The sequence below is a fragment of the Paenibacillus sp. Dod16 genome (assembly GCF_049893405.1).
Lineage (GTDB): Bacteria > Bacillota > Bacilli > Paenibacillales > Paenibacillaceae > Paenibacillus_AQ.
The window spans coordinates 20,735-47,194 of the sequence record NZ_JBNDYG010000070.1 but is presented as its reverse complement, the minus strand read 5'-3'; the positions used below and the strand labels follow the sequence as shown (position 1 = coordinate 47,194).

The window sequence follows — 26,460 nt, the reverse complement described above, 5'->3', positions numbered from 1 at the left end:
AAGTGACCATTTGAAATGTGAGAAACCCTGTACTTTGAAAAAAGTACAGGGTTTCTCGACAATCTGAACTCACCCTAGGGTGAGTTTTTTTTCGTTACGAGTATAAAGGAAAAACATACTCAGCGTTTGGATGTTTAACCGTAAACTCGATCGATCATGCAAGCATAATACGCCATACAGAAAATGTTGGAACGGGACATTTATTGCGGTTTTCCTGCAAAACAAGAAATGACCAATAAGCTCCTGCTCCTTACTTCGCGGCACTGTCAGGTATAAGGGACCTCGCGTTGGATTACGCCCCATGCGCGAATCGGACATATTTTTCCTTACGTGTTCATGCAAGAATTGTCCCTGTTCTGCTGCCTTCAGCACCATTATGGTAGACGTACACCATAAGCAAAGGAGGGAATGCTGATGAAATGGTGGTCAACGAACCGTCTCCGATTGATTCAAAATAATCTTCGCGAGACGGACGCCAATATGGATGTGGATCTTTTGATTCGGGAACTCAAGTCGTTTCAAGCGAATGTGCTCATGATGAATGCCGGGGGCATATTTGCGTTTTATCCATCATCGCTTATGCATCAATATGTAACGCCTTATTTAACCAAGGACCTTTTGGGGGAAGCGGTGGAAAAAGCCCATGCTAACGGATTGCGATTTATTGCGCGGTTCGATTTCAGTAAAGCGCACGAATCGTTGTGGTTGCGGTATCCGGAATGGTTTTACCGGGACCGGCAAGGGCGGGAGGTCAATTATCACGGCATCGTTCATACGTGTCTGAATGGAGAATACCAGCAGGTGAAGTCGCTGGAGAGCATTCAAGAAGTGTTGGAGCGTTATCCGGTGGACGGGATATTCTTCAATATGTTCGGCTACCAGCATTGGGATTACAGCGGAAATTTCTATGGGCCTTGCTATTGCCCAAACTGCCGCTTGCGGTTTCGAGAAGTGACCGGCGAAGATTTGCTGGCGTATACCGGGCCCGAACATCCGATGCACGAGCTGTACCGTTCCTTCCAGGAACGGACGGCAAGGGAAGTACTGGAGCGCATCCACGGATTCGTGAAGTCGCTCCGGCCCAATGTGGCCATCAGCACGTATCACCCGCACCGGGTCGATATCGTCCGCAAGGAATCGAATACGTCGCTGACAAGGAGCGGCCCGCCTTGGCTGTATTCAGCCTCGGAGAATGTCGCGTCTATACAAGACAGCTGGGATGACAAGCTGATCAGCAACTGCAGCATTAACGCCATCGACCTGACCTACCGGTTCACAGGAGTATCCGAGAATGAAAATGCAATCCGTTTATATCAAAGCATCGGAAGCGGATCGGGGCTGGATTTCTGCATCATCGGGGCATTCGAAGGATACCCGGACCAGGCAAGCTTCGAAACGGTGAAGGATATTTTCCGATACCATGCGGAGCACGAGGAGCTGTTCGGACAGCTCGGCTCCATGGCTGAAGCGGTGCTCGTCAAGCCAGCGGCCCCCGAAGCGGCAGCGGAGTATCACGGTATGTTTAAAATGTTAAAGGAAGAGCACGTCCTCTTCGACGTGGTGATGGAAGAACAACTGGTGGCCATGGAGTCCAAACTAATGCATATGCGAGCAATTATTCTTCCCGGCGTTCAGGAATTGTCGGTGGCGGCGGCGCGAGCGCTGAATCGGGCGATGGATGCCGGCGCGGTGCTGGTCGCATCGGGAACGGCGCTGGAGCGGCAGCCGGAGCTGCTTAAGGAATGGTTCGCGGCCTCGTTCACCGGCGTGAAACAATCGGAGCCGGGCGCTTATCTGGACGTTTCGGACAAGTCACATTTCCCCGGATTTGCCCATGGCAGGGACTGGATCGCCGCCGGAGGAAGCTTTGCCCGCGTTGCCTTTGACCCGGATACGACCGAGTGCCGATTGCCATTCATCGAGCCGTCCACGTTCGGGCCGCCGGAGCGAGCTTACGGCCACCGCACCGGAACAGATTACGGTTTGGCGCTGCACAGGCGGGTCGGCAAGGAGGGAACGGTCCGAATCGGCGTGTATATGCCTTGGAATCCCGGCGAGCTCTACTATCGTCACGGGTTTGAGGACTACAGGCAGGTAATGGCGGACGTGCTACATGATATCTTGCCGAATCGGGTTGCTACTACGAACGCGCCTCCATGTCTAGAGTTGTTCATTCACCGATTGAAGGAGGGCGGATGCCTGGTTCAGCTGCTGAATCTCTCCGGATATAACGGGACGACCTTTATGAATCCGCTCCCGTTATATGATGTTCAGGTGGAACTGACCGTTGATCGTGTGGACGAAACCGCTGCAGCGAATGCTTCGTGGTCTTGGCCGCAAAAGTGGCGGCTGCCAAGAAACACGGAAGCGAGGGGCAGGCTGCTCCGTGCCGATTCCGATGCGCTGGTGGAAACCTCGCAAGATCGCGTGGCGGTGACGCTGCCGCAACTCGGCCGTTATGAAGCGATTTGGCTTCAGGCCGTGCCTGTCGGCGATCGAAAGGAGCTGATCTCCCGCGATGCCAAAGCTTAAATCTGCTAAACCTGCCCAAGGAGCCGGACAAGGGGCGGGCGGGGTCATGAAGCCGGGCCTAACGCTTCGCCCGGGCAGTCTCGCATCCCGCATCGTCAAGCACCGCGTCATTTATTTGCTACTGCTGCCCGGGCTGCTCTTCTTCTTGCTGTTCAAAATCGCGCCGATGTGGGGGCTTCTCCTGGCCTTTAAGGATTATAATCCGTTTCTCGGCTTTGCTGGAAGCGAATGGGCGGGATTTAAGCACTTTGCGGATCTGTTCTCGAGCTCCAACTTCTATATCATGCTGCGGAATACGTTTGCGATCAATATGATTGCGCTGATCTTCCATTTTCCGCTGCCGATCTTGCTGGCCCTGATGCTGAACGAAATCCGGCATGAGAGCTTCAAGCGTCTGAACCAGTCCATAGTTTACCTGCCGCATTTCCTGTCGTGGGTCGTCGTGGCCAGCATGACGTTCTTCCTGTTGTCGACGGACGTGGGGATCATCAATAAACTCATCGCCGAAAGCGGCAGGGATACCGTTTCCTTTCTGTCCAATCCGAATTACTTCTGGGGACTGCTGACGGCGCAAAGCATGTGGAAAGAGGCCGGATGGGGAACGATTATCTTCCTGGCGGCCATGGCGGGCGTGGATCCCCAGCGCTACGAAGCGGCCGTCGTAGACGGGGCGGGCCGATTCCGACAGATCTGGCATATCACGCTTCCGGCCATCCGGCCAACGATCATCATTTTGCTCATTCTTCGGCTGGGCAGCATGGCGGACACCGGCTTCGAGCAGATTTTGCTGATGATGAATCCGCTGGTGCGTTCGGTGGCGGAGGTGTTCGATACGTACTCCTACACACACGGCATTCTTCAAGGGAAGATAAGCATCGGGGTGACGGTCGGCATGTTCAAGGGGCTGGTGGGGCTCGTCCTGATCGTGGCCGCCGACAAAATCGTAAAGCGGCTCGGCCATGAAGGGATTTACTAAGCCTCCAATTACCCGATTGCACCGCGTCTGCAGTATACCCATTATGCTAAACGAAAGGGGGAATTCCGCGTGAGCTTCGTTATCCGAAAAAAAGGGCTAAGCTTGTTCGATTGGGTCAACTACAGTCTAATCACCTTGTTCTCGGTCGCATGCTTGTTTCCGTTTCTATACGTGTTCAGCGTTTCCTTTACGGATCCCGAGGTCTATGTTCCGCTTAAATTTTATTTGTTCCCCGAGCAGTGGTCCTTGGAGTCCTACAAGTACATTCTATCTACCAATAGCTTTATGAATGCGTTTAAGAGCACCGTTTTCATTACGGTCGTCGGTACCGCGCTCAACATCGTCGTGTCCTTTACGATGGCCTACGCGCTGACGAAACGGTCCATGCCTGGCAACCGCTGGGTAATGGGGCTCGTCATCTTCACGTTGGTGTTCAGTCCGGGCATCGTGCCTAACTACCTGCTGGTCAAGGAACTAGGCCTGTTGAATTCTTACTGGTCGATGATCTGGCCGGGCCTGACCAACGCCTGGAGCTTGATCGTTATCAAAAGCTTCCTGGATTCGCTTCCATCCGAATTGGAGGATTCCGCGAAGATGGACGGCTGCTCGGATATGGGCGTGTTTTTGCAGATGATTATTCCGCTGTCGATGCCGGCGATCGCCACCTTCACCCTGTTCTTTGCAGTCGGGCATTGGAACGCCTATTTTAACGCCTTGATTTACTTATCGGATTCTAGCAAGTGGACGCTACAACTGTTGATTAAAACACTGGTCATCGATTCCAATTCGGTGGCGGTGGCCCAGGCAGGGGCAAGCGACGAAAATGTGGTGCCGCAGGAGACCATCCGGATGGCCTCAATCGTACTCGCGATGGTACCAATCCTGGTTGTCTACCCGTTTCTGCAAAAGCATTTTGCCAAAGGAGTGATGCTGGGTTCCATCAAAGGCTGATGAAGGAAACGGCGCATGGACGCCCTCTGCATCGGATATGCGGCTGGTTGGATTGAAAGCGTTATCCTCCCGCAAAGGCGGGAAGGAGACAGGACTCTGTTTCAAGAACAATAGATGGATGATGAGCATCCATAAGGAGGGGTTTACATGAAAATTACATCAAGTAAGGGAAGCTCGTACAAATGCTGGACGTTCTGGCTCGCAGCCCTCATCACTGTCGTCATGCTGGCCGGATGCGGCGAACAGGCGGGTGAGAAACCGCAGACGGCTGGGGGACCGGAATCGGAAGACACGGGCGGCAAGCCGATGACGATCAAAATGTTTGCCGGTCTCTATAACGAAATCCCCGACATGAATAATGATTTTTGGAAGGAATGGGAACGCCGTACCAACGTCAAGCTGGACGTGGAATGGGTGCCGTCGGGCGATTTGGACACAAAGCTGGATTTACTTCTGGCTTCCGGAGATTTGCCCGAGGTCGTGGCTTATCAGAACCCGATCCGTCCCACGCTGATTACGGCGATTCAGAACGGCGCGTTTTGGGATTTGACCCCTTTCCTCGGGGATCTCAGCGAATATCCGAACTTGAAAAGTAACCTTGCGCCAGATGCACTGAAATATTTGTCGGTGGAGGGAAGTATCTATGCGGTGCCGCGGTCCCGATCTAGGATCGACGGCGGGTTGAAAATACGAGAGGACTGGCTGAAGCAGCTGAACATTCCGATCCCTACCGATTTCGACGAGTATAAAGAAGCGTTGAAGAAGATCGTCGATGCCGATCTGGACGGCAACGGGAAGAAGGATACGGTAGGTCTCCTATATATCAATAACCCGCCCGCATCATTCCAGGCTGGTTTCGGCGTATACAATCCGACCTATACCGATGACGGAGGGCTGATGAGCCCGTCCCTTACGCCTCAGTACGTCGAGATGGTGGAATGGCTGCGCGGTCTGTACGAAGATGGCCTGATGTCCAAGGAATATGCGGTCATGAAGGAAAGCCAGGCGGAGGAGCTCTTCAAGACGAACCGAGCTGCTTCCTATGGCCGTCCGATCTGGTGGGATCATGAATGGGAGCAGGCGATGAAGAAGTCCGGTCAGCCGGATGCCAAAATCCTGAACGTGACCTTGAAGGGACCGAAAGGGGATTATGCGGTCGGTCTGGAAACCGGCGTAGCCGGCGGGTTCTACATCTCCAAGAAGGTGCCTGAGGAGAAGGTGAAGCAGCTGCTCAAATATTTCGACCAGACGGCGTCCCAGGAAATGACCGATTTTGCCTATTACGGCATTGAAGGCGTCCATTACACCGAAAAGGACGGGCAGAAGGTGCTGACGGAACAAGGGGTCAAAGAAGTCAATACGACGAGCAAGGGAGCGGGCGTACTGGCTTATGCCAAGTGGGGCAAGGTGATCAGCGCTTCCGGTGATAAAGCCTTTAACGATGCCAAAATCAAAGAGGTGGAAAATTACGACGAGATCGGAAAAATCGACCACTATCGCGTCATCACGTCCGATGGCTGGCGCAGCACCTGGCCTAAATATAGCGACGAATATGCTTCCATGGTGACAAAGGCGATTGTCGGGCATATTCCAATGGAGGAGTTCCGCGCATACGTTGATCAGCTGAACAACCAGCCGGACATTCAGGAAGCGTACCAACAAATGGCCGAAGCATACAAGCAGTTCAACGGGGAGTAACGGACAGTCGGCTCGGACGGTCTCGCATTTTGGAGCGGATATGTTGGAGAACGGGAGGAGACAGCATCGTTGAAGTCTCTGTTCAAACCGGCTGTCTCCGCCTTGTGAATCGACCGTTTGTTGCCAGTTTGAAATGAGGAAGGAGGTAAGGCAATGACGAAGGTTAATGAGGAACGCTTCTGGTGGCACAAACCGCTGCGCGTCATCCAGCCCAATATGCAGGTCCAGGATACCGCCTGCATCGCCCCCCCCCGGCTTGCCGCGCAGCTGAAGGAGATGGGGGCGAATGCGATGGTCTTCAATACAGGCGGCATATATGCCTGGTATGACACGCAGGTTCCGTACCATACCGTGAACGGATATCTCCCTGAGGGGCGCGATTTGCTCGGGGAGCTGATCACAGCCTGTCACCGTGAGGACCTTCGCTTTATCGCCAGGTTCGACTTCAGCAAAGCGGGTGACAGTGCGTATCTCCGAAGGCCGGAATGGTTCGTCCGCAAGGAGGGCGGCCGCCCGGAGATCATCGGGGCTGAACGGCCCGGACCGTGGCCGCTCTTGATGTCCACCTGCATCAACGGCGGCTACCGCAATGCGGATGTCGCCGCTCCGGTGCTCCGCGAAGCGTTGTCGCGGTATCCGATCGATGGCATTTTTTTTAACAACCCCGGTTATGTGTTCTGCCGATGCGAGCGATGCAGGCGTAAATACGCGGAGCAGTACGGCAAGGAATTGCCGGATTCCTCGCGGGAGCTGGAGCCGGATTTCGCGGCGAGATGCTTCGATGACAATATGGAAGCGATGTATGACCTGATCAAGCGGGAGAGGCCGGAGGTGCCCATGATTCTATACTACAACCTCCACCGCGACAATCTGTCGAAGCGCGTTCAGATCACTGACATGCTGTGCACGGAGCCGCAGGACGTACTCTCGCTCGGCCATGCTCGGATCCCTGAATTCTGGAAGCCGGCTCTCAGCATCAAGGTGGGGCGGTCGGTTCCGGGCAGGCCGGCTCCGTTTGGCATCGTGCATTCCTGCCCGGGCATGGACTGGCGCCATACCGGGCTTCCGGTAGCGGAATACCGCTTCTGGCTGGCTCAAATTCCGGCCAACGGCGGTCAGATCTGGCACTCCGTCACGGGCATACCCGATACGATCGAAGACCAGCGGATTTTGAAAACCGTAGCCGAGCTGAATCATCATGCCGCCAAGCTGGATGCCTATATGGACGGGGCCGTATCGGCTGCGGAAACCGCCCTGCTCTGGAACGAGCGCGGCGAGGCGCAGAGCTGGGCCGAAACGCTGATCAACCGGCAAATCCCGTTTGACGTACTGCTCCCGCAGAGCCTGCACGATTGGGATCTGAGCCGGTACCGGGTGGTGTTGGCCCCTGAAGGAACGGAATTCACCCCTTTGTTGCTCCATGACTTGCGTAGCTATGTGTATGGCGGCGGACAGCTGCTTGCGGAAGGTCCCCTTCCTTCCGTTGTCGCCGATGCCGCCGATGCCGGCGTCAAGCCGCTCCATGATCTGCTCGGCATTTCGGCCGAAGTCTTCGCAAGCGAATACCTGACGGCCTCGTATTTGCGGTTTGAGGAACTGCGGGGGAAGGGCAATCCGCTGCAGCAGGGAATGGAACGGACCGCGCTGATCGCTCACCGCGGCCATGTCGCTTATGTTCAGCCGTACAGTGAAGCGGTTCGGGTACTGGCGACGCTGGTGCCGCCGTTTTCTCCACCGGAAAGCGTGGGAGCGCCGCCGGAGCGGGCTTCGCTGCCCGTTTCCCGCACCGATCTGCCGCTGGCTTTGGAGCATTCGTGGGGTGCCGGCCGCGCTATGTATTTCACGTTCTCACTGGGTGTGCTTCTTCGCGAATTCAAGCTGCCTGAACACGAGATGCTGCTGGCTAACGCGATCGATCATTTGCTCGATGGGAAGCCGCAGCTGTCGGTAACGCCGTATCCTGGACTGCAGGCGACCCTCTTCCGAAGCGGCAGCGATCTGCTGCTCCACTTCGTGAACGGAGCCGGCCGCAGGCCGCTTGCAGCGACGATTCCTCTGCATAATATCGAGGTCCGGTTGAGACCGGGGACTAGATGGCCTACAGGGAGTGGCTTTAAACTGGAGATGTTGATCGGCGGAGGCTGTATAGAAGGATTCGCAGTGAACGACGTATTGAACTTCACCCTGCCGCGGCTGGAGGTTTGGGAGTGCATTCGGATCCCGCTGAATCCCACCGTTACCGCTGTTGGGGAAGGATAGAGGAAGCGGGAGGACGAAGTATAACAGGTGTAGGATCATCCGTAGAGAGTTGCGGATGGCACAGTGATCCGCAGGGCAGTTCCTGCCGCGGGAACCGGAGGTGAAAATTCGTGAAGTCTCTTTGGCAGCATATTCAGACCTCGTTCCTCCGCTGGTTCTCCGCGAACCGCTATCTGAAGCGTCTGATTTGGCTCGGATGCCTGTCGGCTATAATTCCGGTGATCCTAGCCGGAAGCGCCTACTACCATTTCTCCATGAAAAAGCTGACGGTCCAGTTCCAGGAAAATAATATGGCGTCCTTGATGCAGCTGAAGGACCGCGTCGAAAATATCATAACAAGCATCGAGCATGAATCGCTTCAGCTTGCCAGCGGTCCGCTGATTCGCAGCGCGCTGGAAAATCCCGAATATGAGACGGACTACATGCAGCAATTGGATATGCTCAAGCTGTTTCAGCTGCACAAAAATACGAATAACCTGATCGAAGACATCCTGTTTTACGATGTTCGGCACCGGCTGCTGCTGTCGCATTCCTATGGCCTGGTCCACCTGGACGGGTACAAGGGAAAAGAAGATATCGAGCAAGCCGTGGCGAGGGAAGGCGGAGCGAGGTGGATGCACCTCCCGAAGTCGACGGAGAACGGATACGTCTCTTACGTCCGCCATCTTCCCGTTATGGTGCTGGGGCAACCGAGAGGCACCATCTTGATACAAGTGAAAGAGGAATCGCTTCGCAGCCTTTTGAACAACTATACCCTTTCCCTGGAGGAGCAGTCGCTGGCCATTCTGGACTCCGATCACCGGGTCCTGCTGCATACGGATGGACGCAGCGAGATCGGCAAAGCCGCGGAAGAAGACCCCATTTTGGTATCTCTGGTAGAGAGCGGGGAAACGTCCGGCCATGACGTGCTGACCGGGGAGGACGGCAAGGAACTGGTCGCCTTTTACAAGACCTCCATGGGCCGTCTATATGTGTCCCGGATGCCGGAGCGGGAGATGATCGAGCAATTGAGGTGGATCCGCGTGCTGATCGTCATGTCGGTGTCCGTCTTCATGCTGATCGCGGTATTGCTCACCTGGTTCTCGTCCAAAATAGCGTACAATCCGATCCAGCAGCTCCTTCGTTACGGGGAGCATTTGAGAAGAAACGGCAGGAGCGGGGCGGATAGCTCCGTCAAAGAGAATGAAATCGAGTACATCCGCTCCTCCCTTAGCTACTTGAACGAGCAGGCGGAATCCCTGAACAGCTACATTCGAAAAATTCAACCGGATTTACGGGAACGGTTCCTGCAGCGTTTGCTGCTGTCCGGAAGCTCGTGGCGGTCCGGCACGCTGGAGGAGGGGTGCGTGAAGTACATGATTCCGATGAGCGGACCATATGCCACGATAGTGGTGAAAGTCGAGAATCCGGTAAAAAAGCGATTTTTGCCTAACGAAGGCCCGGTCATCGTGTTTGCGGTCAAAAACGTCATGTCCGAGCTGCTGGCAAACAACCGGCAGTTGGAGGGTTACGTGGTGGACCGGGAGGACCGGGAAGCTGTGGCGCTCCTGAGGCCGGGAGAGCCCGGGGTTTCCTCCCAGGAGCTCCGCAGCCTCCTCGCATGTTATGCGGAATCCGTCAGTCAGTCGCTGGCGCGCTATCTTTCTTTTTCCGCGTCCATCGGCATCGGCAATACTGGAACATTGAGTCGGGCGGCAGAATCCTATAAGGAGGCGCAGCTTGCTCTGCAATATCGTCTGTTCCATGATGCGGATACCGTACTGTTCTATGAAGACATGATCCGTATCGAGCGTAATCCCGTGTTCATGTATCCGAAAGACATCGAATCGGAGATGATCGAATATTTGTGGAATGGGGATCTGCCGCAGGCTGAGGCGTCGCTGCATGAATTTTCCCGGCGGATTCGGGTGTCGGAGTCGTACAACGTGACCTTCCAGAGCTATTACGTGCTGCTCTCGGCCATTGTCCAGTCGATGGAGGAGAAAGGTCCCGGCGTGCTGGAGTTGCTGGGAGGTAATCTGTTCGACCAACTGAAGGAGAACCAGACCTCACGCGAAATGCATGACTGGTTCATCGGCGCCCTGTTCCCGCTATACCAGGAAATAAGTCATGACCTGCGTACCCGCTCCACCCGCCTGATCGTTCAGCGGGTATGCGGCCATATCAGCCGTCATCCCGATGGTGCTCATTCACTGGCGGACTGTGCCGAGCTGGTGGGGGTGAGCCCGTCGTACCTCAGCCGGCTGTTCAAGAAAGAGATGGGCGTATCCTTTGTCGAATACGTCATGAACTCCAAAGTGCAGAAGGCGAAGCAGCTGCTCAAGGACACGGATTACACGGTCATGGAGATTGCCGAAATCGTCGGTTATTCCGAACGGAACCTGAACCGGGCCTTTCAGCGTTTTCTGCAGATGTCTCCGCGGCAGTATCGACTGTCGGTAAGATAGGAAAACCAATTATACAGGCTTAGGCTTATACAGAAAAAGGAGAGGATCACATAATGACAATCGCACCGAAACAAACGACCGTAGGGTTTATCGGCTTGGGCGTAATGGGCCACAGTATGGCAGGGCATATTCAGAAAGCCGGCTACGCACTGCACGTTTACACGCGAACCGCCTCCAAGGCGGAGCGGCTGGTGTCGGACGGCGCGACTTGGCACGATACCCCGGCCAAGCTGGCGCAGGCCTGCGACGTAATCATTACGATGGTGGGCTACCCGAAGGATGTCGAGGAACTCTATTTAGAGCCGGAAGGGCTGGTGGCGCATGCCAGGGAAGGGGCATATCTGATCGATATGACGACGTCCAGTCCGCTGCTTGCCCGCCGCATCTATGAAGCCGCCTCGTCGAAAGGGCTCCATGCTATCGATGCTCCGGTCTCCGGCGGTGACGTGGGTGCACGTGAAGCGAGGCTGTCCATTATGATCGGCGGGGAAGAGGGAGACTTCAAGGCGGTGCAGCCGCTGCTGTCAACGATGGGAAGCAATATCGTTCATCAAGGACAAGCCGGCGCTGGCCAGCATACGAAGATGTGCAACCAGATCGCCATTGCCTCTAACATGATAGGAGTCTGCGAGGCGCTGGCCTATGCGGAGAGCGCCGGGCTTGATCCCGAAACCGTGCTCAAGAGCATCGAGGGCGGAGCGGCGGGCAGCTGGTCGCTTAGCAATCTGGCTCCGCGCATGATTGCCGGGAATCTGGAGCCGGGATTCTATATCAAGCATTTCATCAAGGATATGGGAATCGCGCTGGAATCCGCTAAGGGAATGAACTTGGTTACGCCGGGCTTATGCCTCGCCGAATCGTTGTACCGCCAGCTGGCAGAGAAGGGATTTGAGGATAAAGGCACGCAGGCTTTGATTAGATATTATACGGGTGAGTGAGATTCAGATTCTTTTTACTGATCTAAGTCCTTAAAGGACCATAACATGCGCATGATGCCAAAGAACAAACGGGTACGAAAAGTCGCAATAGAACATAACAGTCTCGATTTCTCCGGTAGGACAGATTGAGGCTGTTATTAATTTCGGGACATAAGGAAACTTATCATGATAAAGTCAACGGTCTTCAAGACCTGTCTAAGACCATACCGATAGTTCAGTATGAGATGCTGTCGAATCACCCTTACCGATACACGCAAGAGGATGTGTTATTCGAAGTGTTTGCGGAGCGCAATCAAATCTCGAAGAAGGAAAGAGCAACCGCACGCGAGAAGTTCTTCTCCAAAGGGCAGCCTTGATTCCGAACCTCGTCCTTGGGCAAGCGTTATGGCTGGGGTATTCATCATGACGCTCAACCCGCACTCGATAGCGTTGGGTCTCATCAATTACATGTATACTAAGTCGCCTAGTTGGCGACTTTTTTTGGTTTGTCGGGAAAAACGAGAGCAGCATCCTTCATCGAGCAGAGATTTTAATTTTTAATTAACAAAAACCTGCATTCTATTAAATTATTCTTTTTTACAATCAATGGCGTAGGGTTATTAAACCGGTTTAATGATCCGGCAGGCAATGAGAATTTGCTAGAGAAAGGAACAACCATAGATGGCTACCATTGATGACGTTGCCAAGAGGGCTGGTGTATCCAAGGGGACCGTATCCAGTGTGTTCAGCAAAAAAAGGCCGATCAGCCATCAAGTGACGGAGCGGGTACTAGAGGTAGCCCAAGAGCTGGGATATTTCCCGAATCATCTGGCCCGAAGCCTCGCGATCAAGAGGACGATGAGCATCGGCCTCAAGATCCCTCTCCCGCCTGATGGGACGATGACGGCCTTCGATACTCAGTTGATTAACGGTGTCATCAAGGAATGCTCCAAGCAGGGCTACCGCTTAGTGCTCGACACTTTACCCGAGCAGGAGGATCCTACGATGTATTCGCAGGATCCTGTCGATGGCGTCATTCTGCTAAACCCGCGAAAGAATGATTTACGCATCCAACGGTATCTGATGATGGGCACACCTCTTGTGCTGGTGGGTCGGTCGGATCCATATGACGATTCGATCAGCTACGTGGATAATAACAACACGAAAGTGGCTCATCAGGTAGGAGATTATTTGCTTCAAGGAGGACATCAATCCATCCTCTTCCTGAATGCAGCCTCCGATATGACCGTGTCCTATGATCGAAAACATGGCTTATTGGAAGCTTATCGCCAGTACGGTCTGCCGATGCGCGAAGAGTACGTGATGTACTACAACCACAGGCTGCATGCCAACGGTACGGAATACGGATACATGTCCATCATGAATACCTATGGAAACATGAATTATACGGCAATCATTACCGATACGGACAGAGTAGCTCTTGGCGTGCTGAGGGCAGCCAGGGAGCTGGATATTGAGGTGCCGGAACAGCTATCGGTCATCGCCCTCAGCAATGATGCGATTTTAGCTCAAGATATGAATCCAAAGCTGACATCCGTGGAGTTGTCGGCAGAGACGCTTGGAGCTGAAGCAGCCAAGCTGTTGATCGAGAAAATAAGCGATAAACGTGTCCACAGGCAAATCATTATCCCCGCACAGCTGGTAGTGAGGGATTCCTGCAAGGTTCTTTCCTAATGACGAATAAGGAGTGGTTAGCTTGGTTAAACGAAACAAATTCATGATCGCGATCATGGCTGTATCTCTGTTCGGTGGGATGCTTGCGGGCTGTTCCCCGAGTCCAGGCAGCAGTAATCAGGAGGGCAGCAATGCCGCATCGCAAGCTGCATCGAAAGAAGAACGCACCCTCAAAATCATGACGGGGGTCATCGGCGGCAAAACGCCTGAAGAGAATACGCAGTTCGAGCAGGAAATCGAGCGTCTAACCGGCATCAAGGTAACGATGAACAAGCCGGCTGCTGACTATGACCAGAAGCTGCTTGCAGCGATCGCTTCCGGAGAAAAATTCGACCTGCTGCAAATCAGCAAAGAGAAGATGTCCACCTTCGTTGAACAAGGAATTCTTACGCCGCTGACCGATCAAGTGAACGCCTCCAAGGTGCTGTCGGATCCAAACGTCATTCCCGCGAATGAGTGGGAACAAGTAAAGACGAAGGATGGCCAGATCTACGGCGTGTTCACCAAGTACCAGGGAGGAACGATGCCGATCGTTCGCAAGGACTGGCTGGACAAATTAAACCTGCCGGAGCCTGCAACGCTGGACGATTATTATAACGTCCTCAAAGCGTTCACCGAACAAGATCCGGACGGAAACGGCAAAAAAGACACGTACGGACTCAGCACGGCCGGCATGTATGAACTGCAGGGCTTCTTCAGCGCAGCGGGCTTGAAACAACGGTATGTGGAAACGGCGGACGGCAAGCTGGACGTTCCATATTCTACGGATGCGGCCATCCCGGTTTATGAATGGCTGAACGAGCTGTTTGAGGAAGGCATTCTGGATCCGAACTTTACCACGAATGACACCGGTAAAATGCGAGACCTGTTCCTGACCGACCGTGTCGGCATGATTACGTACTGGGACGCTTGGGTAGGCATGCTGAACAATACGCGCCACGAACAAGATCCGAATACGAAATTCGAAGCGAAGGGCTTGCCTGGTGCAGCCGACGCAAACGGCAACCACATGCTGCGCAAAGGCGATCCGGATGTGTGGGTTATTCCCGTCAATGCGGAGCATCCGAAAACAGCCTTTGAATTCATTGAATGGTGGCATTCCGAGGAAGGTATCACGCTGGGCAGTTTAGGCATAAAGGATGTGGATTACACGGTTGACAACGGCAAATACGAACTGACCCAAACCGGTAAAGAGCATGCTTCCGACCATGGCGTTCCTTTCTGGTATAACCGCAACGTCGAACCGCCTTTCGGTAAACTGCCGGGCGTCCAGGAAGCGCAGGATCTCGTCGATCAATACGCTTCCTTGGAATTAACGCCTCCGAATTGGGCGAATGCCGAGAAGATTATCAATGAATATTCCTTCAAAGCGATCATGGGCGAAATGCCGGCTGCCGACGCTGTAAAGAAAATGCGAGAAGAGCTTAAAGCAGGCGGACTTATCGATTAAAGCATGAGGAGGGGCGGTGATGGCGGCCGCGCCCTTCTTTATTTTTTTAATAAGGGGGCGAAATTCCGTGAAAGCCATATTCAAATACAAAACCCTATATTTTATGATGCTTCCTATCCTGGCCTACTTCCTCATCTTTTCCTTTTATCCGCTTGCCCGAGGACTTGTTATCAGCATTCAAGATTACCGGCTTATCGGAGATCGTCCTTTCATCGGCATCGATAACTATCTGAGTGTGCTAAAGGATCCGGCTTTAAATGAAGGGGCTTCAGCCTGGTTCAAAAAAATGACCCAGATGATCGTCTATTTACCTCATTTATTCTCTTGGGTTGTCGTAGGCGGGATGTGGATTCTACTGCTGTCTCCGGATACGGGCATCGTGAACCAAATCATCCAGCTCTTTGGCGGTCAGCCGGTCGGGTTCCTGTCTTCGGACCGTTATGCCCGCTCCGTCATGATCCTGACTTCTGGCTGGAAGGAAATGGGGTATACCTGCATTATGTACCTGGCCGCCATCGTAAACATCAATCCATCGCTGTATGAGGCTGCGAGCATGGACGGAGCCAGTCGCTGGCAAAGGATACGATATGTAACGATTCCGATGCTTCGCTCCACCATGAAAGTGGTCATTATGTTGAACGTTTTGGGAATCCTGCGTTTGTTTGATCAAATATTCGTGATGAGTAACGGCGCCATTGCCAATAAAGTCGATGTCATTATGATGTACACCTACCAAAAGGGGATATTGGAATTTAGCGTTGGACCTGCTACGGCGGCCGGCTTCCTGGTGATTATGGCAACATTCGCGCTAACGTACGTAACAAGAGCGGTGATCCGCTACGATGAAGGGTGAGTCGGTATATGAAACCAACGAATAAAATCAGCTTGCCGGGCCGTGTGTTTGATGCGGTCAATATTCTGTTCCTCCTTCTGCTCGTTTCAACCATGGTTATCCCTTTTTTAAATACGCTTGCGCTTGCATTTTCATCGAATTTTGCTTCCATGCAGCCCGGGATCGTACTGTGGCCTAAGGAATTCAGCCTGGAGGGATTCTCCACGGTATGGAACCGCATGAAGCTTTATTTGCCATTTACGAACAATGTCATTGTGACCGTTGTCGGTACCGTAGGTCATGTGTTCCTAAGTTCTATGGCAGGCTATGTGCTGATTCAAAAAGGGCTTCCCGGAAAAAAGTGGATGTTATCCGCGATCCTGTTAACGATGATGATTCCGAGCGAGGCGATCATGATCCCGCTGTATATCGTGAATCAGGATTTAGGACTCCTGAACACGTTGTCCTCACTCATACTTTCCGGCTTCGTATCCGGCTTCAGCGTCATGCTCATGCGAAATTTCTTTTTGAGCGTCCCTTACGAGATGTCGGAATCGGCGCGGATCGACGGAGCCGGGGATCTTCGGATTTTCTTTACGATGTACTTGCCGCTTGCGAGAGCAGGGCTGGCAACAGTTACGCTGTTTGAATTTGTCAGCCGCTGGAACCAATTCACGCCAGCCCTCCTGTATATAAATGACTCGTCCAAATATACGCTGCAGATCGCGTTGAAATCGCTCATTGTCGATACCGATTCGACCTCRAGCAATTTTCTTATCACGACCAATGTCAGAATGGCAGGGATCGTCATTGCGCTTCTTCCGCTAATCATCATCTATCCGTATGTGCAAAAGTATTTTGTTAAAGGAATGTTTGTCGGCGCAAATAAAGAATAAGCAGAATTGAGGAGGCAGTCGTATGACTAAACGAATCGAGCGGACGAACACATTAGCTTTCAAACGATATATTGAGCATTCAGAACAAAGTACGTACATCGAAGTACCGTTTCAAATGCCGGAGCGTGTCGAAGAAATCCACGTGAGCTATCAGGTGGAATCCCACGGCGATGAAGCCGCAAAAGCCGTCATTGATTTAGGGATCCGGGACGCCGAGAGAGTAAGAGGCTGGAGCGGAGGGGCACGTCATGAATTTAGCATCGGTCTGAATCAAGCGACTCCAGGATACCTGCATGGACGGTTCGCCCCAGGAGATTGGGCTATTCTCCATAACGCATACAAGGTTCCCGCTCAGGGTTGTACGGTCACGATCGAAATCGAGTTTACCTTCAGGACATCGCGCTGGCTGAAGGGAGATCTTCACACGCATAGCGTTCATAGCGACGGCACTTATACCCTCGAAGAGAATGCGGCCATGATGGAGAGTTTGGGCTGCGATTTTATAGCCATGACCGATCACAATACGAACAGCCAAAACCTTGCGTATCCCCGCGGGACCTCGGTACTGATGATACCGGGTACGGAGTTTACGACGAATTATGGTCATAGTAATTTTCTCGGCGTGACGAACCCCATGGATGATTTTCGCGTAACGGGAATATCCGATGTGCACGAGAAGTTTCGAGTCGCCCGCGAACGGGGAGCTAAGATTGTACTCAACCATACGCACTGCGATAACTGCCCGTGGGAATGGGATTTCGATGTGGATTACGACTGGGTAGAAATTTGGAACGGCCCTTGGAGAGAGCACAACAGACGCGCGCTTTCTTGGTGGCAGGAGCAGCTCGTTACCGGAAGACGTCTGGTAGCCGTAGGGGGAAGCGATGTGCATCGACCGGACTCATATGTGAAGCATGCGATGCCATGCGTATGGGTCTGGACCGATGAAAAAACGGTGGAAGGCGTGCTGAACGGTATTGCGGAAGGCCATGTCGTTATCACTTATTCGCCAGACGGCCCCTTTGCCACCCTTCAGTGCGGTGAATACGGGATTGGTGATGAAGTGCCCTATGGGCACGCCGATCACGAGGTGGTCGTTCAACTGGATGATTTGATTCCGGGCGATCGGATTCGTCTGTACAGCGAGCGCGGTCTCGAGGAGGAAACTTCTGTTGACTCGGAAGGAGGCGTTACACTGATGGTTAACGCCATGCATAGGAGATTTTTGCGGGCTGAAATTTGGCGGAATCTCGATCTGGCCGACGGCTTGTCGATGGCGGCACTGACAAACCCCATTAATTTTGCTTCAAAAGAAGATACGCGATCATCGAATCACGAGGGTTACAGCATGTTTCAGTCCGTCTGAAGCCATTGTCCAATCGTGCCGATCCATTGAGGCGAATTATAAATCGATAAAATGAGCAATTAAGAAGAAATATCGCATTTCATTTTAAGTTAAAATGAGTATAATTCGCCTAAGATCATACACGAAAGGGTGGGACGATGTCAGAAATCGTAGATGACAAGAAAATCCATTGGAAGAGAAAGATCATTCTCTTCTTAAGCAGCCAGACACTGTCGCTGTTTGGTTCTGCCTTGGTGCAATATGCCATCATGTGGTACATTACACTGACTACGCAGTCAGGCCTCATGATGACGCTGTATATTATTTGCGGATTCATTCCGACGTTTTTGCTGTCGCCGTTTGCAGGCGTTTGGGCGGACCGCTACAACCGTAAATCACTCATTATGATTGCGGATGCTATGATCGCGGTGGTTACGCTGATATTGGCCATTACGTTTATGCTTGGCTACCAAGCGGTTTGGCTGCTGTTCGTCATTTCTGCCGTACGCGCACTCGGGGCAGGCATTCAAACACCGGCGGTCGGAGCGATATTGCCTCAAATCGTGCCGCAAGAGAAGCTAACCAAAGTTAACGGCATCAACGGCAGCTTACAAGCGCTTACTATGTTCGTAGCGCCCATTGTCAGCGCGGCTTTGCTTACCATGGCAACGATCGAGGTGATCTTTTTTATCGACGTCGTTACGGCTGCGATCGCGATATTCACCTTGTTTGTCTTTCTCAAAAACCTGGACGACTTCAAGGAGGGCTTGGCATATATTAAACAGCATGCCTTTTTAAAATCCTTTTTTATCTTCTTCGCTATTTTCTTTGTGCTTATGGCACCAGCTGCCTTTCTGACTCCGCTGCAGGTTACCCGCAGCTTCGGTGACGACGTATGGCGCTTGACGGCAATCGAGATCGCGTTTTCCGTCGGCATGATGGCAGGAGGAGGGATCATCGCGTCATGGGGCGGCTTCAAAAATAAAGTGTACACGATGGCGATTGCCAGCCTCATCATGGCGGTTTCCACCTTTGCGCTCGGCATTGTCCCTGTATTCTGGATTTACTTAGCCATCATGGCCGTGTTCGGAGTAGCGATGCCCATATTTAATACGCCGACCACCGTCATGCTGCAGGAGAAGGTGGACGAAAATTATTTGGGACGAATATTCGGTGTCTTCGGGATGATCTCGACTTCCATGATGCCCATCGGGATGCTGATATTCGGACCGCTTGCCGACGTGGTCAAAATTGAATGGCTGCTGGTCGGTACCGGACTGTTTATACTCGTGCTTACTGTGTTCTTCGCACGCAACAAACGCTTGGTTGAAGCGGGCATGCCGCTTCCGAAAGAGCAAGAGGCCGCGACGGATTAAAGCTACAATGCCTGGACAGAAAATGGACATACCAAAACGAAACATTAAAATAGTGTCCCAGGCTGGTTTCCTGTTGCCAAGGCACTGTAACGCATATGCTACGTCATAAGTAGAAGGAGCTAGTGACCTTTTGAGGTTACAGCTCCTTTTTATCGTGAGATCGGGCGCAGCATTCGGCCATGTTTACTCTATCGAATCCAGTTATATTTTTGGTTGACAGATTTTAACACCGGGAAGATAATAATTGTAACTATGGAAAAAGGAGGGAATCGTCTAAGAAGTTTGTATTCATATGGAATCTCTAATCGTAAGGATTCGGTTGTACCTCGTATATCAACCCTTTAAAGGAGTGTAGTCATGTACGATAAAATCGTAGACATTTTGTGCTCTATCAAGGAAGACCAACCGGAACTCCGCCAAAGCCTGTCCCCCGAAACGGATCTAAACAACGATATAGGCCTCGATTCTCTGCAAATGATCCAGTTTATGCTCAAAGTCGAAGATCAGTTAAACGTGGTCATTGACTATGACCAATTCGATTACGAACACCTCCAGTCGATCGACACATTTATCACTTTCCTGAAAAGCTGCCAATCGCAGGAGCAGCCTCTGTACGAAGATGTCAAACCATGAACCTGGTGTGATTCCGAAAATCGCGATGGGTACCTTCGATCCCGAAACGCGCTGGAGGGATCCGGCGCTGGCCCGGCTGCCCGCGATGCCCGATAAGGACCGAGAATCGATTGTCCTATGTATGGACGAGCTGCTTTTTCCATTTTGCGGGCCGGACGACGTCCTTTACACGCGTTGCAAAATCGATCCTGCGCTGCACGAATACCTGAACGGACTGGGTTTTTCTTTTCGGACCCGTTACCACTTTGATTTGAACGAAGAGGATAAACCTTTACCAGGATCGGACGTGTTCAAACAGTGTATGTTCAGCCTTGCAGCCGAACAAGCCCAGGATCTTTTTCCGGCAAACAGGATGCTGCAGACTGCCGGTTATTCAAAGGGTGTGGCCTTGCCGGAATCGATCCCTTCCATATATGCCGCTAACGATTTACGGCAAAGGCAATCACCGGATGAGACTTTGTTCTCCAACGCCGCACACATTTTATCGCCCTACGCTATTACAGCAGAAACGGAAACTTACCTTCATGCTGCCGAACCGTTTAATTCATTACCGGACATGGAGACGGTTGTACGTGTGAACTCCAAAATATACTCGAGCAGGCTTCTGACTAGAATTGGCGAGAAAAGCTGCGGCGTGGAGGCAAACAGCGCTGCGGAAATAGAGGTAATTGGAACTGCCCTTCTGAAACGAGGGCCATATTTGCTGAAAGACCCTTTCGGTGTTTCGGGCAAGGGCAACCTGCTCATCGACAGCGAAGCCATGCAGCGAAGGATCGCGGAGCATCTGCATAAACAGGAGGGGAGCGGATTGCGGGTTCAATTCCTGCAGGAGCCCTTGCTGCCAAAGGTGACCGACTTCAGTTCCCACTGGTTCATCCGGGAGAATGGAAAGACGGAGTTCATCTCCGTACAGCGGATGATGAATCACCAGCAAAACTACAGCGGGTCTATCAAAGCCGATGAAGCTTTTATCGGCATGCTTGAGAACGCCGGTTATTTTACCGTGATGGAGAAAGCGCTCCGGGCTTTGGTCGAGGACGGCTATCACGGCTTCGTCTGCTTTGACTCCATGATACTGGAAGACGGAGAAGTCGTTTCCATTGTGGAGATCAATGCCCGCAAGTCCATGGGACTGATTAACGCCTATCTCGATAAATGGTCGGAACCATACGGCCATACCGGCTGGCTTACGTTTTTCTCTCTCGGTCTTCCGGAAGGCTTCACATTCGGGAAACTCCTGCAGGCTCTACGCGAATCCGGTCTTTTGTTGACAACGCCCGGGGATTACGGGATCGTACCGCTATCATCCAATACCGTCATGGTGAACGAGATTCTGAACCGGCGCCGTATCGCCGAAGGAGCACAGAACAACCGAGGCGTACCGAAGGGGCGGCTGTATGTATCGGTGGTGGGCTGTGACGACAGACACCGCAGCCAACTGGTCGAAAGCCTGCGGCAGGTGCTCGCCGACTTGTCCGTTAAAGTGTACAACTAAAACTGGAACTTGGAGGCTGCCCATGAATTCATTTTCGGTTACCTTGCTGGCGTCCGGGAATTCTCTTGGCGCATACATTCCGGCTATGCATCTACACATGTACCTGCAGAGCAGAGGTGTCGGAACAGACGTTCAAGTTCTGGAGAACTTGTATCACGAAGAAGTCCGGCACAAGATTCGGTCCACCAAAAAAGCATTCCACGCGGATTTCTCCGTTGCCCGTATGGGGCATAAGCTGGCCAAGCCCGTTGACTCTTCTCTGGACGAGGAGACGGTTCGGAGGATGCTGGAAGGCTGGAAACGGGCCGGTGTCACCCGCTTTGTGGTCTTTACCGGCTTCTGGCTGCCGATTCTGGAGCGTTATAAGGAAGCTGCGGAGATCCCCCTGGACATCCGACTGATTCGGCTGGATGCGATTGATACACCGTCTTATAAGGTGCACAAGCAATTATATCTAAGCTACGACAACGTCTGGTTCTACGATCCTTCAAAGCTCTCGCCGGGCAGCTACCTTGCTACGGACGAAGAAGCACCTCTGCCTTATGCGCAGCGTACCGGACGCATTCTGATCCATGGCGGTGGCTGGGGGATCGGGACCTATGCCGGGACGATCTCAGAACTTCAAAAGCTCGGCCACAGCCTTGATGTGATCGTATATGATCCCTCCGAGGTGAAGGAGGACGACGGGGTTACGCGCTATTTCGGAACGGAGGCCTCCTGGGATCCGTGGAGCAAGGATGCGCAGGGGTGTCACACGTTTCCGCCGATGGTTCGTTATGTCCGGCAAGATGGTGTTCTTCGGGAGTTTCCGCTCGGGAGTTATTCCGCTTACACGGACCTGATGCGTAATTGCGCCGCAATCATCAGCAAACCGGGGGGAGCGACCCTGAACGACTCGCTGGCATTCGGAATCCCTTTTGTTATGCTGGAACCGTTCGGCGACCATGAGCTTCACAATTCAGCCTATTGGGAATCCCGTGGTTTCGGTATCCGTTTTGCGGAGTGGAAAGCCCGGGATTTTTCAAAACCTAAACTGCAGGAGATTTGCAGATGTTTGCTGGAGCAGCGATCCAAAATCAACCATTATGGGAGGAACATCTATGCAGCCGAAAACAGCAGTTACGTTTGATAAACTGACATTCCGCAATATGAAAAGAACCCTGGTGCCGCTCGCGGAAACGGGAAGGAAGCTCAAGGAGGATCCGACATATGCGGCCCCCGTGCCTTATGAGATCGGGATCAAGCTTAATAACGGCTGCAACCTGCGCTGCAAGCACTGCTTCGAATGGAATCCGGAAGGCTTCCATCACGGCTTTGCCAAAGAAGTAAAGAACGACGAAATCGAGATTCCTGTCGTGGAGAAGCTGTTGGCCGAAACGAGAGAACGCAAATCGCGCGTATTCCTGTGGGGCGGGGAGCCGCTGTTCTACTCCAAGTTTGATGAACTGGCGGAGCTGCTGGCCAAAGAAGACCGTTACACAACGATTTGTACGAACGCGATCCTCATTGAAAAGAAGCTGGATTCCATCTTGAAAATGTCAGAAAATCTGGTCATGCTGGTCAGCCTGGAAGGCTTCGAGAAAGAGAATGACGCGATCAGAGGCAAAGGCACGTTCAAGAAAGTGATCCACGCCATAGAGCTGCTGCTGGATTTGCAAAAGCAGGGACTGTACAAAGGCAAAGTGTCCGTAGCTCTGACGGTAAATGACCAGATGGTCGGCCAGCTATACAGCTTTATGGAATTCTTCGAAGAGATGGGCGTAGATTCGGTATATTTCTGCTTCCCTTGGTACATCCCTTCCGGGACGGCGGAGAAAATGGACGCCTACTTCGATGCTCATTTCCCGCACCTTGCCTCCCGCTTCGCGGACGACCACAAGAACAGCTGGCACTCCTTCACGTTCCATATCTCGCCGGACCATTTCGACACGCTGATCGAAGAGCTGAAACGTGTCAATTCGCGTGTATGGAATGTACGGATACGCTATCAGCCCGCACTGGAGCCCGAAGAGGTGGAAGGGTTTATCCGGGGAAGCGAGAAACCGGCCATGAACCGCACAAAGTGCTTCTCGATCTCGAACCGGATGGACGTAATGCCGGACGGCAAGGTGAATCCGTGCAAGTTTTTCCCGGAATTCAGCGTCGGCAATCTGTATGAAGATAGCGTAGCGGATATTTTTCATGGTGAAGATCTTCGGAAACAGCGCGAGGTGCTGGCCTGCGGTCTGATGCCGATTTGCTCAAAATGCGTACTTCTTTATAACAATGGAGTTTAAGCGTTTAAACTTTATGCCGTTCAATCAGGCAAATCAGGCAAACGTTTGGGAGGATCGGAGATGGATTTTATCCGTGTGCGGGAGCTGCACAAATCGTTTGTGTATTACCGGAAACAAGCCGGGCTCAAACATTCATTAAAAAATTTATTTGCCCGCAAGTCACTGGTGAAGGAAGCGGTTAAATCCGTTTCCTTCGATATCGGTCCCGGCGAGTGTGTCGGATTTCTCGGGCCCAATGGGGCGGGCAAGACCACAACGCTTAAAATGTTATCGGGCATTCTATATCCCACGAGCGGGGAAGCCGTTGTACTCGGCTATGTGCCGTGGGAGCGAAAGAACGAGTTCAAACGGCTGTTCTCCATTGTGATGGGCCAGAAAAACCAGCTTTGGTGGGACCTTCCCGCCAGCGAGTCGATTTATTTGAACAAATGTATTTATGACGTGGACGATGATCTCTACCGTCGGAGTCTTGCCGAGCTATCGGAAATGCTCGATGTGCAGGACCTTCTGGATGTGCAGGTGCGCCGGCTGTCCCTTGGGGAGCGGATGAAAATGGAGCTCATCGCCGCTCTGATTCACCGCCCTAAGCTGCTTTATCTCGATGAGCCGACGATCGGCCTCGATTTCCCCTCGCAGAAGAAGGTCAGGGAGTTTCTGAAATACTACAATGAACAGTTCGGTGCGTCGATCCTGCTGACGAGCCACTACATGAAGGATGTGGAGGACCTGTGCAAGCGGACGATCATTATTAATGAAGGCAGTATTCTGTATGACGGTGATCTTCACAAAATCAACGAACTTTTTGACGAGCAGAAAATTATAAGGCTGCATTTCTCCGAACCCGTTGCCGAGCAGCGGTTGGCCAAATTCGGGAAAATCGTCAGCGCAGACGACTACAACGCTGTTTTGGAGCTGCCAAAGTACAGGTTGAAGGAAGTGTCGCGTGCCGTGCTCGATTCCTTTCCGATCGTTGACTGGACGATCGAGGACGTGGCGATCGAGGAGAGCATATCGATGCTCTACCGCAAGGAATCCGTCGGATGAACAGACGCAAATTGTATAAGGCTGTGTTTTCAATGGGCGTCCAGCATTCGATGGAGTACCGTTTTCATTTTTTTCTTGGTCTAGTGGGGGCCGCGTTTCCGATTCTTGTCCAGTATTTCATCTGGACGGCGGTGTACCGGCATTCCGGTCAGGCTGCGCTGTTCTCGTATTCGTACGGTCAAATTATTTTGTATACGATCTTGGCGGGATTGGTGTCCAAGCTGATCGCGACTCAGTTCGAGCACCAGATTGCCGACGATATCAAAAACGGCGGTCTTAACAAGTATTTGATCAAACCGGTCAGCTATTTCGGATATCGGCTGGTATCTTTTTTCGGTCAGAAGGCGATCTACTACGGGATTACGGCTTTGCTGCTCTTCGGAATTATTGGGTTCGCATCTGCAGGTGGCGTGCTGGAGCTCCAGGCCATACGCCTGATCTTGTTCGCGGTTACGCTGTCGGGGGCGCTTTTGCTCAATTTTCTGATCGCTTACTGCATCTGCGCGAGTGCATTTTATCTGCATGAGATCTCTTATTTTTTTGTCATTACAAGTTTACTTGTCAATATTTTAAGCGGAGGCATGTTTCCGCTCGAGATCTTCGGGGAGTCGGTAGTGAAGGCACTTCAGTACACGCCATTCCCGTACACGATTTATTTTCCGGTCAATATCCTCAGCGGCAAAGCGGAAGCGGCGGCTATGTACCAAGGGCTGCTCATCCAGTGTGGGTGGATTCTGATGTTCTTCTGGTTATCCCGTCTGACGTGGCGCATTTCCATGAAGAAATATTCGGCAGCAGGGGGGTAGCGGACGTTGCATATGTTTAAAATCACGAGGAAATACATGCGTCTGTACGGTTTATTCATCAAAAATTGTCTCATCGCCCAAATGGAGTTTCGGGGCAATTTTATGATGAGCCTGCTGGTCGAATCCGTCTACCTGCTTGCCAAGCTGCTATATGTGCTGGTCGTGTTCCGTACCGATCTTCATGTTGATGGCATACCGCCCGAAGGGCTGCTTCTATTTATAGGCATGCACACGGTGGTGACCGGAATTTATGTCGGCCTGTTTTTTACAAATTTCATGAAAATTCCGGAATATGTTAAAGACGGCTCGCTTGATTTCATGCTGACGAAGCCGGTATCCCTTCAGTTCATGGCTTCCTTGCGTTACGTCGATTTGGCGCTGCCGATCCCTGATATTCTGGTTGGGTTCGTCATGATCGGCATCGGCTGGCATGCGATGGATATTCCGCTGACGTTCCTGCAGCTAGCGGGGTTTGCCCTGCTGCTGCTCGTCTCCGTTGTCATCACTTACTGTCTGATGATTATCCCGGCGCTGCTTTCATTCTGGTTCGTCCAGACGGGCTCTGTGTCGGAGATCGCGCATTCCGTTTGGGGACGCCAACAATTTCCCTATGGCTATATACCCGGCCTGGGTCCGGCGGGTCGGGACTTTTGTTATTCCTCTATTCCTTATTACCAATTTCGGACCAATGTTTCTGCTTGGGCAGATTAACTGGCTCCATGCGGGCTTGGCGCTGATCGCTTCGCTTCTGCTCTTTGCCGCTGTTCGGCTGCTCTGGAAACAGGCCGTGAAAGGTTACAGCAGCGCGAGCAGTTAATCCGGCAGTTTGGTG

At 52.4% G+C, this 26,460-nt stretch carries 21 protein-coding genes and 1 pseudogene; all 22 read left to right on the top strand.

Going from position 1 to position 26,460, the window contains the following annotated elements:
• The first annotated feature begins 414 nt into the window (after positions 1 to 414).
• The 22 genes and pseudogenes from ACPV3A_RS34720 to ACPV3A_RS34615 all read left to right on the top strand — a co-directional run bounded on the left by ACPV3A_RS34720 (position 415) and on the right by ACPV3A_RS34615 (position 26,445).
• Positions 415 to 2,532, top strand: coding sequence for a family 10 glycosylhydrolase (locus ACPV3A_RS34720; RefSeq protein ID WP_426204366.1), 2,118 nt, complete (start codon positions 415 to 417; stop codon positions 2,530 to 2,532).
• The gene (locus ACPV3A_RS34715) at positions 2,519 to 3,508 is read left to right on the top strand and encodes an ABC transporter permease (RefSeq protein ID WP_426204364.1); all 990 of its coding nucleotides are present in this window, start codon (positions 2,519 to 2,521) and stop codon (positions 3,506 to 3,508) included. Before ACPV3A_RS34720 ends, ACPV3A_RS34715 begins: the two co-directional genes overlap by 14 nt.
• 69 nt (positions 3,509 to 3,577) lie before the next feature.
• Positions 3,578 to 4,459, top strand: coding sequence for a carbohydrate ABC transporter permease (locus ACPV3A_RS34710; protein ID WP_426204362.1), 882 nt, complete (start codon positions 3,578 to 3,580; stop codon positions 4,457 to 4,459).
• Between the two features lie 147 nt (positions 4,460 to 4,606).
• Entirely contained in the window at positions 4,607 to 6,157 is a 1,551-nt protein-coding gene (locus ACPV3A_RS34705) for an extracellular solute-binding protein (RefSeq protein ID WP_220684932.1), read from the top strand.
• A gap of 153 nt (positions 6,158 to 6,310) precedes the next feature.
• Entirely contained in the window at positions 6,311 to 8,416 is a 2,106-nt protein-coding gene (locus tag ACPV3A_RS34700) for a hypothetical protein (RefSeq protein ID WP_426204360.1), read from the top strand.
• Between the two features lie 110 nt (positions 8,417 to 8,526).
• Positions 8,527 to 10,863, top strand: coding sequence for a helix-turn-helix domain-containing protein (locus tag ACPV3A_RS34695; protein ID WP_426204358.1), 2,337 nt, complete (start codon positions 8,527 to 8,529; stop codon positions 10,861 to 10,863).
• A 53-nt stretch (positions 10,864 to 10,916) separates the two neighbouring features.
• Entirely contained in the window at positions 10,917 to 11,801 is an 885-nt protein-coding gene (locus ACPV3A_RS34690; RefSeq protein ID WP_426204356.1) for an NAD(P)-dependent oxidoreductase, read from the top strand.
• A gap of 125 nt (positions 11,802 to 11,926) precedes the next feature.
• Positions 11,927 to 12,259: pseudogene (locus ACPV3A_RS34685) on the top strand (DUF6157 family protein).
• Positions 12,260 to 12,461: 202 nt separating this feature from the next.
• Positions 12,462 to 13,475 carry a LacI family DNA-binding transcriptional regulator gene (locus tag ACPV3A_RS34680; RefSeq protein WP_339217787.1) on the top strand — a complete coding sequence of 338 codons (1,014 nt, stop codon included), beginning with the start codon at positions 12,462 to 12,464 and terminating at the stop codon, positions 13,473 to 13,475.
• Between the two features lie 22 nt (positions 13,476 to 13,497).
• The gene (locus ACPV3A_RS34675; RefSeq protein WP_426204354.1) at positions 13,498 to 14,925 is read left to right on the top strand and encodes an extracellular solute-binding protein; all 1,428 of its coding nucleotides are present in this window, start codon (positions 13,498 to 13,500) and stop codon (positions 14,923 to 14,925) included.
• Between the two features lie 67 nt (positions 14,926 to 14,992).
• Positions 14,993 to 15,778, top strand: a complete 786-nt coding sequence (locus ACPV3A_RS34670) for an ABC transporter permease subunit (protein WP_426204353.1) — start codon at positions 14,993 to 14,995, stop codon at positions 15,776 to 15,778.
• A gap of 8 nt (positions 15,779 to 15,786) precedes the next feature.
• Positions 15,787 to 16,653, top strand: coding sequence for a carbohydrate ABC transporter permease (locus ACPV3A_RS34665; RefSeq protein WP_426204351.1), 867 nt, complete (start codon positions 15,787 to 15,789; stop codon positions 16,651 to 16,653).
• 22 nt (positions 16,654 to 16,675) lie between these two features.
• Positions 16,676 to 18,019, top strand: coding sequence for a CehA/McbA family metallohydrolase (locus ACPV3A_RS34660; protein ID WP_426204349.1), 1,344 nt, complete (start codon positions 16,676 to 16,678; stop codon positions 18,017 to 18,019).
• A 137-nt stretch (positions 18,020 to 18,156) separates the two neighbouring features.
• A complete protein-coding gene (locus tag ACPV3A_RS34655) occupies positions 18,157 to 19,374 on the top strand; it encodes an MFS transporter (protein ID WP_426204347.1) in 1,218 nt (405 codons plus the stop codon).
• Positions 19,375 to 19,731: 357 nt separating this feature from the next.
• Positions 19,732 to 20,007 carry an acyl carrier protein gene (locus tag ACPV3A_RS34650; RefSeq protein ID WP_071220754.1) on the top strand — a complete coding sequence of 92 codons (276 nt, stop codon included), beginning with the start codon at positions 19,732 to 19,734 and terminating at the stop codon, positions 20,005 to 20,007.
• The gene (locus ACPV3A_RS34645; RefSeq protein WP_426204345.1) at positions 19,994 to 21,502 is read left to right on the top strand and encodes a hypothetical protein; all 1,509 of its coding nucleotides are present in this window, start codon (positions 19,994 to 19,996) and stop codon (positions 21,500 to 21,502) included. The genes ACPV3A_RS34650 and ACPV3A_RS34645 overlap by 14 nt, the downstream gene beginning before the upstream one ends.
• Positions 21,503 to 21,524: 22 nt before the next feature.
• Positions 21,525 to 22,631 carry a hypothetical protein gene (locus ACPV3A_RS34640; protein ID WP_426204343.1) on the top strand — a complete coding sequence of 369 codons (1,107 nt, stop codon included), beginning with the start codon at positions 21,525 to 21,527 and terminating at the stop codon, positions 22,629 to 22,631.
• Positions 22,603 to 23,778, top strand: coding sequence for a radical SAM protein (locus tag ACPV3A_RS34635; RefSeq protein WP_339217770.1), 1,176 nt, complete (start codon positions 22,603 to 22,605; stop codon positions 23,776 to 23,778). The genes ACPV3A_RS34640 and ACPV3A_RS34635 overlap by 29 nt, the downstream gene beginning before the upstream one ends.
• Before the next feature lie 60 nt (positions 23,779 to 23,838).
• The gene (locus tag ACPV3A_RS34630) at positions 23,839 to 24,822 is read left to right on the top strand and encodes an ABC transporter ATP-binding protein (protein WP_220684944.1); all 984 of its coding nucleotides are present in this window, start codon (positions 23,839 to 23,841) and stop codon (positions 24,820 to 24,822) included.
• Positions 24,819 to 25,628: an ABC transporter permease gene (locus ACPV3A_RS34625; protein WP_220684945.1), complete on the top strand. Its 810-nt coding sequence runs from the start codon at positions 24,819 to 24,821 to the stop codon at positions 25,626 to 25,628. Before ACPV3A_RS34630 ends, ACPV3A_RS34625 begins: the two co-directional genes overlap by 4 nt.
• A 12-nt stretch (positions 25,629 to 25,640) precedes the next feature.
• Positions 25,641 to 26,339 carry an ABC transporter permease gene (locus ACPV3A_RS34620; protein WP_426204368.1) on the top strand — a complete coding sequence of 233 codons (699 nt, stop codon included), beginning with the start codon at positions 25,641 to 25,643 and terminating at the stop codon, positions 26,337 to 26,339.
• Positions 26,239 to 26,445, top strand: a complete 207-nt coding sequence (locus ACPV3A_RS34615; protein ID WP_426204340.1) for an ABC-2 family transporter protein — start codon at positions 26,239 to 26,241, stop codon at positions 26,443 to 26,445. Before ACPV3A_RS34620 ends, ACPV3A_RS34615 begins: the two co-directional genes overlap by 101 nt.
• Positions 26,446 to 26,460: the final 15 nt, after the last annotated feature.